This window comes from Variovorax sp. FG153 (assembly GCF_057809595.1).
The window spans coordinates 74,642-86,465 of the sequence record NZ_JBMDKG010000039.1; the positions used below are offsets into that span (position 1 = coordinate 74,642).

The 11,824-nt window shown below is 69.2% G+C and carries 10 protein-coding genes; 8 read left to right on the top strand and 2 right to left on the bottom strand.

What is annotated here, in order from left to right; genetic code table 11:
• Window positions 1-81: 81 nt before the first annotated feature.
• Complete coding sequence (locus ACODT0_RS31545; protein WP_413764284.1) at window positions 82-1,005, bottom strand: LysR family transcriptional regulator; 924 nt, start codon at window positions 1,003-1,005, stop codon at window positions 82-84.
• A 99-nt stretch (window positions 1,006-1,104) separates the two neighbouring features.
• Between ACODT0_RS31545 and ACODT0_RS31550 the strand changes: the two genes are divergently transcribed.
• The 5 genes from ACODT0_RS31550 to ACODT0_RS31570 are packed head-to-tail and all read left to right on the top strand — an operon-like array spanning window position 1,105 to window position 7,941.
• Entirely contained in the window at window positions 1,105-2,088 is a 984-nt protein-coding gene (locus ACODT0_RS31550; RefSeq protein ID WP_057593758.1) for a Bug family tripartite tricarboxylate transporter substrate binding protein, read from the top strand.
• A gap of 23 nt (window positions 2,089-2,111) precedes the next feature.
• Window positions 2,112-3,725 carry a gamma-glutamyltransferase family protein gene (locus ACODT0_RS31555; protein ID WP_489043091.1) on the top strand — a complete coding sequence of 538 codons (1,614 nt, stop codon included), beginning with the start codon at window positions 2,112-2,114 and terminating at the stop codon, window positions 3,723-3,725.
• 22 nt (window positions 3,726-3,747) lie between these two features.
• Window positions 3,748-4,692 carry a DMT family transporter gene (locus tag ACODT0_RS31560; protein ID WP_057593760.1) on the top strand — a complete coding sequence of 315 codons (945 nt, stop codon included), beginning with the start codon at window positions 3,748-3,750 and terminating at the stop codon, window positions 4,690-4,692.
• 41 nt (window positions 4,693-4,733) lie between these two features.
• Window positions 4,734-5,534, top strand: a complete 801-nt coding sequence (locus ACODT0_RS31565; RefSeq protein WP_057593761.1) for an SDR family oxidoreductase — start codon at window positions 4,734-4,736, stop codon at window positions 5,532-5,534.
• Between the two features lie 46 nt (window positions 5,535-5,580).
• Window positions 5,581-7,941: a DUF5672 family protein gene (locus ACODT0_RS31570; protein WP_489043092.1), complete on the top strand. Its 2,361-nt coding sequence runs from the start codon at window positions 5,581-5,583 to the stop codon at window positions 7,939-7,941.
• Between the two features lie 21 nt (window positions 7,942-7,962).
• Here ACODT0_RS31570 and ACODT0_RS31575 read toward each other — a convergent pair whose 3' ends face one another.
• Window positions 7,963-8,868: a DMT family transporter gene (locus ACODT0_RS31575; RefSeq protein ID WP_489043093.1), complete on the bottom strand. Its 906-nt coding sequence runs from the start codon at window positions 8,866-8,868 to the stop codon at window positions 7,963-7,965.
• Window positions 8,869-8,971: 103 nt separating this feature from the next.
• Here ACODT0_RS31575 and ACODT0_RS31580 point away from each other — a divergent pair, with 103 nt between their 5' ends.
• The 3 genes from ACODT0_RS31580 to ACODT0_RS31590 all read left to right on the top strand — a co-directional run bounded on the left by ACODT0_RS31580 (window position 8,972) and on the right by ACODT0_RS31590 (window position 11,636).
• Window positions 8,972-9,958: a quinone oxidoreductase family protein gene (locus tag ACODT0_RS31580; RefSeq protein WP_489043094.1), complete on the top strand. Its 987-nt coding sequence runs from the start codon at window positions 8,972-8,974 to the stop codon at window positions 9,956-9,958.
• Between the two features lie 131 nt (window positions 9,959-10,089).
• Window positions 10,090-10,545 carry a response regulator gene (locus ACODT0_RS31585; RefSeq protein WP_057593763.1) on the top strand — a complete coding sequence of 152 codons (456 nt, stop codon included), beginning with the start codon at window positions 10,090-10,092 and terminating at the stop codon, window positions 10,543-10,545.
• A gap of 71 nt (window positions 10,546-10,616) precedes the next feature.
• On the top strand, window positions 10,617-11,636 hold the full coding sequence (locus ACODT0_RS31590) for a bile acid:sodium symporter family protein (protein WP_489043095.1): 1,020 nt from the start codon (window positions 10,617-10,619) through the stop codon (window positions 11,634-11,636).
• Window positions 11,637-11,824 lie beyond the last annotated feature (188 nt).

Below are 11,824 nucleotides of genomic sequence, written 5' to 3' on the forward strand. Positions count from 1 at the left end.
TCGACGACCGCCCGGCATGCGTGCCGGGCTCGTTCCAGTCAACGGCGCCCGCGGGCGCCGTTCGTTTTTGGCGAAGGCCGTTCAGCCCTTCGCCGCGCGCGGCTTCAGGTGCTGCCGCGCGATGTCGAGGAAGGCCATCGCCGCCGGGCTCAGTGGATGCTTGGCCAGCCGCACCGCCACCAGCGGGTATTCGAGCACCGGCCGCGTGACCGAGAGCACGCGCAGGTTCGGCGGCATCAGCACCTCCACGTAGCGCGGCAGCAGCGCGACGCCCGCGCCGGCCTGGATCAGGCCGAAGGCGGTGGAGAGCATCGACACGTGGTGCGCCACCTGCGGATAGACATTGGCCACGCTCGAGAGCTGGCGGCTCACCGCGCGCCAGACGTTGGCGTCGGGGTTGACGTGGATGAAGGGCAGGGCCTCGAGCTGCCGCGCCTCGATGCTGGTGCGCTGCGCGAGCGGATGGTCCTCGCGCACGAACAGCGCCATGCGCTCGACGAACAGCGGCTCGGTCGCGAGCTCCGAATGCGCCTGGCCGATGTCGGAGCCGAAGCCCAGGTCGGCCTCCTGCGAGAGGATGCGCGAGATCATCTGCTCGGCGGTGCTGTCGAGCAGCGTGGTGGCCAGCTTGGGGTGTTTCTGCGCGAAGCGCCCGAGCAGCGGCGGCATCAGCGCCCCGGCCGTGAGATGGCCCACCGCCAGCACCACGCGGCCCTCGCGCAACTGCGCCTGCGAGCGGCAGGCATTGACCGATTCATCGATCAGCCGCAGCGCGCGCACGGCCGTGTCGACCATCATCTGGCCGGCATCGGTCATGCGGATGCGCCGCCCGCGCACCACCAGCGGCTGGCCGAGGTCCTCCTCCATGCGCTTGACGAGGTGGCTGATGGCCGGCTGGGTCAGCTGCAGGCTCTCGGCGGCCAGCGTGAAGCTGCCCGTTTCGGCCACCGCCGCGAGCGCGCGAAGCTGCTGCAGCGAAACCTCCTCGGCGGCGATCCGTGCCATAAATTGTGCTCATAGTTGAATAAGCGGGATTATCTGGCTTGATGCGCCCGCGCTGCTTAGCATCGAATGTTCGCCATCTTGCGAAGGGAATCCAGCACCATGCAACGCCACCAGTTTCTCCACGGCCTCGCGGCCGCCTTCGCCGCGCTGTGCCTGGCCGCGCCGGCCACCGGCCTCGCGCAGGGCTACCCCAACAAGCCGATCCGCCTGGTCGTGCCCTTTCCCGCGGCCGGTGCCACCGACCTGTTCGCGCGCACGCTGGGCCAGAAGATGGGCGAGAAGCTGGGCACCACGCTGGTGGTCGACAACAAGCCCGGCGCCGGCGGCGCCATCGGCTCCGACATCGCGGCCAAGGCCGCGCCCGACGGCTACACGCTGCTGCTGGCCACCACCAGCACGCACTCGATCGGCCCGGCCATCACCAGTCGCCTGCCCTACGACACGGTGCGCGACTTCACGCCGATCGCGCACGTGGGCGACGCGCCGAGCATCATGCTGGTGCCCGTGAACTCGCCCGCGAAGACGGTGCGCGAGTGGATCGACTACGCGAAGAAGAACCCCGGCAAGCTCAACTACGCCTCGAGCGGCAACGGCACCATCGTGCAGCTCACGGCCGAGCTGTTCAAGGCGCAAGCCGGCGTGTTCGTCACCCACATCCCCTACAAGGGCACGGCGCTCGCGATCCCCGATCTGATCAGCGGCAAGGTCGACGTGCTGTTCGATTCGCTGCCCACCGGCATGCCGCACGTGCGCGACGGCCGGCTGCGCGCGCTGGGCGTGACCTCGCTCAAGCGCAGCCCGCTCGCGCCCGAGTTGCCGCCCATCGCCGACACGCTGCCGGGCTACGAATCGAACACCTGGTTCGGCTTCTACGGCCCCAAGGGCCTGCCGGCCGATCTCGTGGCGCGCGTGAACAAGGCCGCCAACGAGGCACTGGCCGACCCCGAGGTCAAGGACAAGCTGTCGCGCCTGGGCATCGAGCCCGCCACGGCCGGCACGCCCGAGCAGTTCGCGAAGATGGTGGCCGCCGACGCCGCCAAGTGGAAGAAGATCGTCGTCGAACGCAAGATCACCAACGACTGAAGACACACGAGAGCACCACCGCCATGAACTTCGATTTCGGCAACCCCTACACCTCCACCCGTATCCCGGTGTTCGCGCGCAACGTGGTGTCGACCTCGCATCCGCTGGCCGCGCAGGCCGGCCTGCGCATCCTGCAGCAGGGCGGCAACGCGGTCGACGCGGCGGTCGCCACCGCGGCCGTCATGACCTTGGTCGAGCCCGTGAGCAACGGCCTGGGCAGCGATGCCTTCTGCATCCTGTGGGACGGCAAGGCACTGCACGGCCTCAATGCCTCGGGCCCCGCGCCCAAGGCCTGGACGCCCGAGTACTTCAAGGCCAAGTATGGCGCCGACGCCGCCACCCCGCCGATGCGCGGCATCGATTCGGTCACCGTGCCGGGCGCGGTGCGCGGCTGGGCCGCGCTCAGCGAGCGCTTCGGCAAGCTGCCCTTCGCCGACCTGATGGCGCCGGCCATCGACATCGCCGAGCGCGGCTACCTGGTGCCGCCGGTGGTGCAGGGCAAGTGGCTCGCGGCCACGCCGCTGCTGCAATCGCAGCCGGGCTTCGCCCAGGCCTTCCTGCCCTGGGGCCGCGCGCCCGAGGTCGGCGAACTGTTCCGCTTCGCCGCCGCCGCGCGCGCGCTCAAGGCCATCGCCCGTACCAAGGGCGAGGCCTACTACACGGGCGAGATCGCCGAGGCGCTCGCGAAGTTCTCCAGGGAGCAGGGCGGCGCGCTCACCGTGGCCGACCTCGCGGCCTATCAGCCCGAGTGGGTCACGCCGATCTCGCGCGACTACCGCGGCCACACGCTGCACGAGATCCCGCCCAACGGCCAGGGCATCGCGGCACTGATCGCGCTGGGCATCCTCGAGAAGTTCGACATCGCCTCGCTGCCGGTCGACTCTGTCGAGTCGCAGCATCTGCAGATCGAGGCCATGAAGCTGGCCTTCGCCGACGTCTACCGCTACGTGTCGGAGCGCAAGACCATGGAGGTCACGACCGAGCAGATGCTCGACGATGCCTACCTGGCCTCGCGCGCGCGGCTGATCGACCGCAGCAAGGCGCAGGACTTCAAGGCCGGCAACCCCGTGAAGGGCGGCACCATCTACCTCACCGCGGCCGACGAGAGCGGCATGATGGTGAGCTTCATCCAGAGCAACTACATGGGCTTCGGCTCGGGCTGCGTCGAGCCCGAATTCGGCATCAGCCTGCAGAACCGCGGCCACGGCTTCAGCCTCAAGGCCGAGAGCCCGAACGTGGTGGCACCGGGCAAGCGCCCGTTCCACACCATCATCCCGGCCTTCCTCACCAAGGACGGCCAGCCGGTGATGAGCTTCGGCGTGATGGGCGGCAACATGCAGCCCCAGGGCCACATGCAGACGCTGGTGCGCATGCTCGACTACAAGCAGAACCCGCAGGCCGCCTGCGACGCGCCGCGCTGGCGCTTCAACGCGGGCCTGGAGATCAACGTCGAGGCCGCGATGAACCCGGCCACCGTGCAGGGCCTGCGCGGGCTGGGCCATCACCTCGAAGTCATCAACGACTCCTACCAGGACTTCGGTGCCGGCCAGTTCATCTGGCGCGCGGGCGATCCCTCGGTCGAGGGCTACGTGGCCGCCAGCGATCCGCGCCGAGACGGAGCGGCAGCAGGGTATTGAGCTTTCACGCGATGATCGGGGGATGACCAAGACGGCCGCGAGCACCGGCATTCCCCTTCCAGACGGCGCGAAGAGCATCGCGCCCGGCCTCGTCCTCGCCTCGCTGGGCGCGATCGCGTTCAGCGGCAAGGCGATCATCGTCAAGCTGGCCTACCGCCACGGCGTCGATGCCGTGACGCTGATCATGCTGCGCATGCTGTTCGCGCTGCCGCTGTTCGCGCTCATGGCCTGGTGGGCCGGGCGCGGCAAGCCCGCCTTGAGCGTTCGCGACTGGCTCGGCGTGATCGGGCTGGGCTTCTCGGGCTACTACCTCGCGAGCTTCCTCGACTTCGCCGGCCTGGCCTACATCTCGGCCAGCTTCGAGCGGCTGATCCTCTATCTCAATCCCACGCTGGTGCTGTTCTTCGGCTGGGTGCTGTACCGCCGCCGCGTCACGCGGCCGCAGCTCGTCGGCATGGTCATCAGCTACGCGGGCGTGCTGCTGGTGTTCGGCCACGAACTGCTGGCCGGCGAGAGCAAGGGCGGCGGCCTCGCGGCGGCCTGGGGCGCGTTCCTGGTGTTCCTCAGCGCGGTGAGCTATGCGGGCTACCTGGTCTACAGCGGCGAATTCGTGCAGCGCCTCGGTTCGCTGCGGCTGGTGGGCCTCGCGACCACCGTGGCCTGCCTGTTCTGCCTCGCGCAGTTCGCGCTGCTGCGGCCACTCGACGCGGCGCTGCAGGTGGCGCCCGAGGTGATCTGGCTGTCGGTGCTCAACGCCACCCTGTGCACCGCGGTGCCGGTGCTGATGGTGATGATGGCGATCGAGCGCATCGGGCCGGCCATCGCCGCCCAGACCGGCATGATCGGACCGCTGTCGACCATCCTCATGGGCGTGGTCATACTCGGCGAACCGTTCACCGCCTGGATCGCCGCCGGCACGGCGCTGGTGATCGCGGGCATCTTCGTTTTCACGCGCAAGGGCCGCTGAGGCCGTCGCGCTTTTCTTCTTTCTCTTCTGGAGTCGAACAAATGGATCTGGGCATTGCAGGCAAGACCGCGCTGGTGTGCGGCGCGAGCAAGGGGTTGGGCTACGGCTGCGCCGAGGCGCTGGTGCGCGAGGGCGTCAACGTGGTGATCGTGGCGCGCGGCGCCGAGGCGCTCGAGGCGGCCGCCAAGCAGCTGGCCGACGCGGCCACGGCCGCGGGCACGCCGGCTCCCTTCGTCAAGGCCGTGGCGGCCGACATCACGACAGAGGCCGGCCGCGCCGCGGTGTTCGCGCTGGGCCATGCCTTCGACATCGTGGTCACCAATGCCGGCGGCCCGCCGCCCGGCGACTTCCGCAACTGGGAGCGCGAGGACTGGATCAAGGCGGTCGACGCCAACATGCTCACGCCGATCGAGCTCATCAAGGCCACGGTCGACGGCATGGCCGAGCGCGGCTTCGGGCGCATCGTCAACATCACCTCGAGCTCGGTGAAGTCGCCGATCGAGGTGCTGGGCCTGTCGAACGGCGCGCGCAGCGGCCTCACCGGCTTCGTGGCCGGCGTGGCGCGCAGCAGTGTCGCGGCCAAGGGCGTGACCATCAACAACCTGCTGCCCGGCTCCTTCGAGACCGACCGCCTCAAGGGCACGATGAGCGGCGCGGCGCAGAAGTCGGGCCTGGACTTCGACACCGTGTGGGAGAACCGCAAGAAGTCCGTGCCCGCGCGCCGCTTCGGCACGCCGGCCGAGTTCGGTGCCATCTGCGCCTTCCTGTGCAGCGTGCAGGCCGGCTACATGACCGGGCAGAACGTGCTGGCCGATGGCGGTGCCTACCCCGGCACCTACTGAGCCGGACTGGGCATCACGCGGAACGAAGAATTCGCGGGGCAAGAAGATGAGCAGGGAGTCGTTTCAGAAGATCACGCTGGTGTCCGTCACCGGCCTGCCGGATGCGCGCGGCGCCGCCATGGCGCTCGAACTGAGCCTGGCGCAGATGCCCGGCGCGCGCGCGCTGCTGTGCAGCCCGCAGGCGCCGGCCGATCTGGGCCGCGGCATCGCGCACCGCGCGATCGCGCCGCTCGATTACCACGAGTACAGCTGGTTCATCATGTTCGCGCTCTGGCGCCTGGTGGACACCGAGTTCGCGCTGATCGTGCAGGAAGACGGCTGGGTGCTCGACGCGGCCAACTGGAACGAGGCCTTCCTCGACCACGACTGCATCGGCGCGCCGATCCACCTCGCGCGCATCGAGCCGCCGCAGGGGCCGGCCTACTGGCGCAACCGCTTCGAATGGGCCGACGAGTACGCGCGGCCCGACCACCGCGTCACGCCGGTGCTCAACGGCGGCTTCAGCCTGCGCAGCCGACGCTTCCTGCGCGCGCTGGTCGACCATCCCGAGATCCGCGTCGAGATTCCGCCGCCCGACGCGCTCGAGGGCGAGCCGCTGCGGATGCACTGGCACCACAACCCCTTGCTGGAAGACGTGCAGCTGACCGGCGTGCTGCGGCCGGCGCTCGAGGCCCGGGGCCTGCGCTTCGCGCCGGTCGAGCTGGCGCGCGAGTTCGCGATCGAGCATGCGGGCCCGCAGCTGCACCATGGTTTCGATGCGCTGAAGATCTTCGGCCATCACTCGAAGGTGCGTCGGCTGGTGTCGCTGTCGCCGCCCACGGTGCGTTCGCTGGTGCCGCTGTCGGAGCTCGACGGCTGGTACGGCGAGCGCGACCTGCTGACGATGTTCGAGCGCCGCGGCTACCGCATCGAGTTCCCGCCCGAGGCGCAGGCCGCGGCCGTGTCGCCCGATCCCACGCGCAGGGTCTACGACTGCTTCACCTACAACGGCGAGGCCGACATCCTCGCGGCGCGGCTGCACGAGCTCGACGAGGTGGTCGACTGCTTCGTCGTGGTCGAGGCCGACCGCAGCTTCACCGGCGCGCCCAAGCCGCTGCGCTTCGATGCCGCCGATCCGCGCATCGCGGCCTTCCTGCCGCGCATCCGCCATGTGGCGGTGCACGACATGCCCGAGGTCGACGCGGCCGCCGATGCGATCGCCGTGCCCGGCGACTGGCATGCCGACGCGCCGAAATCGGGCTTCTGGATCCGCGAGAAATTCCAGCGCAACCAGATCCTGCGCGGCCTACACGACGCGGCGCCGCACGACCTGGTGATGGTCTCCGACGCCGACGAGATACCGCGCGCCGAAGTCGTGCGCGCCATGCGCGACGACCGCCGCCACGAGGTCTTCGGGCTGCGCCAGGCCTTCTATTACTTCTACGCCAACTACCGCAACGTGCAGGGCCCCGAGGCCGCGTCGGTCTGGACCGTGGCGGCCACGCGCGCGCGGCTCGACGGTCTCACGCCCGACCAGCTGCGCCTGCGCGTGCGCAACGGCGCCCAGCCCGCGCGGCTGATCGACGACGCGGGCTGGCACCTGTCGTACCTCGCGATGGACGAAGAGGCGGTGCGCGCCAAGATCCGCGGCTTCGCGCACCAGGAATACAACCGGCCCGAGCTGCTCGATGCGCTCGACATCCCCGCGCTGCTGGCCTCGGGGCGCGACCTCTATGACCGGCCCGGCTACGCGTGGCAACTGGTGGGCCGCGAGGAGGCGCCGCGCTGGCTGGCGAGCCAACCGGAACTGGCGCACCTGTTCGCGCCCGCCGCGCCGCCGCAGGCGCGCTATGCCAAGGAGTCGTACCTCACGGTCGAGCCGAGCCCGTTCGGCTTCTGGGAGCGGCATGCGAACCGCCGCATCCTGCAGGCCTACGCGCCTTTCATCCGGGGCCGCGTGCTCGACATCGGCTGCAACCACGGCGCGAGCACCTACTGGCTGCGCGAAAACCCGCGCGTGCGCGAAGTGGTCGGCGTGGACCTCAACGAACAGGCGCTGTCGCTGGCGCGCGAACTCTTCGAAGCCGTGCCCCTGCCGAGCCTGTTCGTCGAGCACGATCTCACGGCCGACGGCCCGATCGTGCCGCCGGCCGACACCGTCGTGAGCTTCCATACGCTGGAGCACATCTACGCCGACGACGTGGCGGACTTCCTCTCGTCGGCGTGCCGGTCGCTGGTGCCGGGCGGCCACTTCGTGATCTCGATCCCTTACGACCGCGCCTATCCCGATCCCTGCCACGTGGGCTTCTACACCGAGGTCAGCCTGGCGCGCGCGATGGAAGCGGCGGGACTGGAAACCATCGAGTGCTTCAAGGACGACCGCTTCGACGAGAAGGACCTGCTGACGGGCCTGTTCCGCAAGCCCTGAGCAGCGCGCGCGAGCGCTCGTTCAGCGCCGTGTCGACACCACGATCCCGCCCACGATCAGCACGAAGGCCGCGCCGTGGTACCAGTGCGGCGCCTCGCGCAGGAAGGCCGCCGACATCACGGCCGCGAACAACGGCGTGAGGTTCATGAAGATGCCCGCCACCTGCGGGCCCGCGCGCTGCACGCCGGTGCCCCAGCAGCGGTAGGCCAGCACGGCCGGGCCGATGCCGATGAAGGCCATGGCGGTGGCCAGCGGCCAGCCCAGGTCGAGGTGGGCCGGCGTCAGCGCCCATTCGCCGGCCGCGAGCGCGCCCGACCAGGCGATGCCGAACACCAGCTGCGCCATCAGGAAGGCGGCCCAGTCGCGCCGCAGCGCGGCAGGCTCGTGCGTGCGCGCGAGCAGCCAGCTGTAGAAGGCCCATGCGATGGTGCCGAGGATCATGTAGAGGTCGCCCGGTACCAGCCGCAGCGCCAGCAGCTGGCGCCATTCGCCGCGGCTGAGCACCAGCAGCACCCCGAGCATCGACAGCAGCGCGCCGCCGATCGCGCGCCCATGCGGGCGGGCGCCGAAGAACAGGCTGCCCACCGCCATCATCCACAGCGGCAGGCTCGAGCCCACCAGCGTCACGTTGATCGGCGTGGAGGTCTGCAGCGCCAGGTACTGGAAGGCGTTGTAGAGACCGATGCCCAGCAGGCCCAGCAGTGCGTAGCGCTTCCAGTGCGCCCACAGCGGGCTCGCGGGCCGCAGCACCGGGGCCGCGAGCGGCAGCAGCAGCACGAAGGCGATCACCCAGCGCACGAAGTTCAGCGTGAGCGGCGACACCAGCTCGCGCACCAGGCGGCCGACCACCGCGTTGCCGGCCCACAGCAGCGGCGGCACGACGAGCAGGAGGACGGTCAGGGGCGTGAGGCGCTGCGGCTGTGACATGGGCGCCGACTCTAACGGCTGGATGCAATGACCCGTGTCGCCGCGGAAACCCCAAACATGGCAGGATGCGCCTCTTCTTTTTTCGCGCGTGGAGACAGCACCGATGTTGAGCAAAGCCGTTCGTATCGACCGCCATGGCGGTCCCGAGGAACTGAAGATCGTCGAGGTCGAGGTCGGCGAGCCCGGCCCCGGCGAGATTCGCATCCGCCACAAGGCCGTGGGCCTGAACTTCATCGACACCTACCAGCGCAGCGGGCTCTATCCGTTCCAGATGCCGCTGCAGCTGGGCATGGAAGCCGCGGGCGTGGTCGAGGCGGTGGGCGAGGGCGTGACGCACCTGAAGGCCGGCGACCGCGCCGCCTATGCGAGCCAGCCGCCCGGCGCCTACAGCGAGCTGCGCGTGATGCCCGCCAAGTGCGTCTGCAAGCTGCCCGACGACATCTCCTTCGAGACCGGCGCGGCCATGATGCTCAAGGGCCTGACCACGCAGTACCTGCTGAAGAAGACGCTGCCGGCCGAGGGCCTGCAGCCCGGCGACTTCGTGCTGTTCCATGCCGCGGCCGGCGGCGTCGGCCTGATCGCCTGCCAGTGGGCCAAGGCGCTGGGCCTGCAGCTGATCGGCACCGCCGGCAGCGACGCCAAGTGCCAGCTCGCGCTCGACCACGGCGCGGCGCATGCCATCAACTACGGCCGCGAGAACTTCACGGTCCGCGTCAAGGAGATCACCGGCGGCAAGGGCGTGAAGGTGGTCTACGACTCGGTCGGCAAGGACACCTTCGAGGGCTCGCTCGACTGCCTGCGTCCCTTCGGCCTGCTGGCCATGTTCGGCAACGGCTCGGGCCCGGTGCCGCCGGTCAACCTCGGCGTGCTGGCGGCGAAGGGCTCGCTGTACCTGACGCGCCCCACGCTGTTCTCGCACCTGGCCACGCGCGAGAGCACGCAGGCGATGGCGGACGACCTGTTCGCCATCGTGCAGAGCGGCGCGGTGAAGATCCCGATCGTGCAGCGCTATGCGCTGGACGATGTGCAGCAGGCGCACCGCGACCTCGAGGCTCGCAAGACCACGGGCTGCACGATCCTCACGCTCTGAGCGGCGCCCCGGCCTTGTCCTACCCGGGCAGGGGTGTCATGCCTGCGTCTTGTGGCGGGCGCACTTTGTAGCCTCGTTGGCAACAAAGCCCCGCCGGCCATCCCGCCTGATCGGGATTGCCGCCCGCCGCCATGAGCACCGTCCGCACCTTCATCGTCGAAGACAACCCCACCATTCGCGAGAACCTCGTGGGCACCCTGCGCGAGGTGGCGCGGGTCGATCCGGTCGGCCTGGCCGACACCGAGGCCGAGAGCACGCGCTGGCTCACGCGCAACATGGCGCTGTGGGACCTGGCGATCGTCGACCTGTTCCTGAAGGACGGCACCGGCCTCAGCGTGCTGCAGGCCTGCCGCCACCGCGATCCGTCGCAGAAGATGGTGGTGCTGAGCAATCACGCCACGCCCGACATGCGCCGCCGCTGCCTGCAGCTCGGCGCCGACGCCGTGTTCGACAAGGCGACCGAGGTCGACGACCTGATCGACTACTGCCTGCGCTGCCGCCAGGCACGCTTCACGGCCGCCCCCACGGGCTATCCCCCACCGTCCGCGTCGCCTTCTTCGCGCCCCGCCGCCTCGACGGCGCACTAGCGCGAAAATACGGGTAATCCCTTATTCGAGCGATCGTCCCCGTCCCGGGGCCGGTCGCGCTTTGCCTTTCCATGTCCCGTTCTCGCCTCCTGCCTGACAACTTCACCCTCGCCCTGCTGTCGGTCGTCACCCTCGCGAGCCTCGTTCCCGCCAGCGGCCGTCCCGCCCAGTTCTTCGAGGGCCTGACCACGGTGGCCATCGGCCTGCTGTTCTTCCTGCACGGCGCCAAGCTCTCGCGCGAGGCGATCCTCGAGGGCATCACCCACTGGCGGCTGCACCTGCTGGTGTTCGCGAGCACCTTCGTGCTGTTCCCGCTGCTCGGGCTGGCGTTGAAGCCGGTGCTGGTGCCGCTGGTCACGCCCGAGCTCTACACGGGCGTGCTGTATCTGTGCGTGCTGCCGGCCACCGTGCAGTCGGCAATCGCCTTCACGGCGATGGCGCGCGGCAACATGCCGGCTGCGATCTGCAGTGCCTCGGCCTCGACGCTGCTGGGGGTGTTCGTGACGCCGGTGCTGGTGGGGCTGGTGGTGTTGCCGCATGGCGGGCACGCGGCTTCGTCCTCGCTCGATGCGATCGGGCGGATCCTGCTGCAGCTGATGGTGCCGTTCGCGGCGGGGCATCTGCTGCGGCCCTGGATCGGGGGCTGGGTGAAGCGGCGTGCTTCGGTGCTGAAGTTCGTGGACCAGGGGTCGATCCTGCTGGTGGTCTATACGGCGTTCAGTGCGGCGGTGATCGAGGGGTTGTGGCGGCAGGTGCCGGGGCATGCGCTGGTGGGGTTGCTGGTCGTGTGTGCGGTGATCCTGGCTTTGGCGTTGAGCCTGACTACCTTGTTGGCGCGCAAGCTGGGCTTCGATACTGAAGACGAGATCACTATCGTGTTCTGTGGATCGAAGAAGAGTCTGGCCAGTGGGATTCCGATGGCGAAGGTTCTGTTTGCTTCGCATGCTGTTGGCGCCATCGTTTTGCCGCTGATGTTGTTTCATCAGATGCAGTTGATGGTTTGTGCTGTGTTGGCGCAGAGGTATGCGCGGCGGGAGGTGCGTGTTGCTGTTGAGCCTGATGCATTGGGGGCTGCTACTTCCTCTAAATAGCGGTTTGCTTTTGCTGAGGCAGGAGCCGGGAATTCCGCCCGGCGGCGGACCTACTTTCTTTTGCTTCGCCAAAAGAAAGTAGGCAAAGAAAGGCGACCCCACTGTCTGCGACCCTCCGCTTCGCTACGGGCAACCTGCGGTGCTCGCGTTTCGCGGGGTCTCGCAGAACTCGCTTCGCTCAAACAGCT

Bases quoted from the DNA above. Each gene is read 5' to 3' on its own strand.
- ACODT0_RS31560 (WP_057593760.1), top strand. From the start codon at position 3,748: ATGACCAAGACGGCCGCGAGCACCGGCATTCCCCTTCCAGACGGCGCG.
- ACODT0_RS31570 (WP_489043092.1), top strand. From the start codon at position 5,581: ATGAGCAGGGAGTCGTTTCAGAAGATCACGCTGGTGTCCGTCACCGGC.
- ACODT0_RS31565 (WP_057593761.1), top strand. From the start codon at position 4,734: ATGGATCTGGGCATTGCAGGCAAGACCGCGCTGGTGTGCGGCGCGAGC.
- ACODT0_RS31590 (WP_489043095.1), top strand. From the start codon at position 10,617: ATGTCCCGTTCTCGCCTCCTGCCTGACAACTTCACCCTCGCCCTGCTG.
- ACODT0_RS31580 (WP_489043094.1), top strand. From the start codon at position 8,972: ATGTTGAGCAAAGCCGTTCGTATCGACCGCCATGGCGGTCCCGAGGAA.
- ACODT0_RS31550 (WP_057593758.1), top strand. From the start codon at position 1,105: ATGCAACGCCACCAGTTTCTCCACGGCCTCGCGGCCGCCTTCGCCGCG.
- ACODT0_RS31555 (WP_489043091.1), top strand. From the start codon at position 2,112: ATGAACTTCGATTTCGGCAACCCCTACACCTCCACCCGTATCCCGGTG.
- ACODT0_RS31545 (WP_413764284.1), bottom strand. From the start codon at position 1,005: ATGGCACGGATCGCCGCCGAGGAGGTTTCGCTGCAGCAGCTTCGCGCG.
- ACODT0_RS31585 (WP_057593763.1), top strand. From the start codon at position 10,090: ATGAGCACCGTCCGCACCTTCATCGTCGAAGACAACCCCACCATTCGC.
- ACODT0_RS31575 (WP_489043093.1), bottom strand. From the start codon at position 8,868: ATGTCACAGCCGCAGCGCCTCACGCCCCTGACCGTCCTCCTGCTCGTC.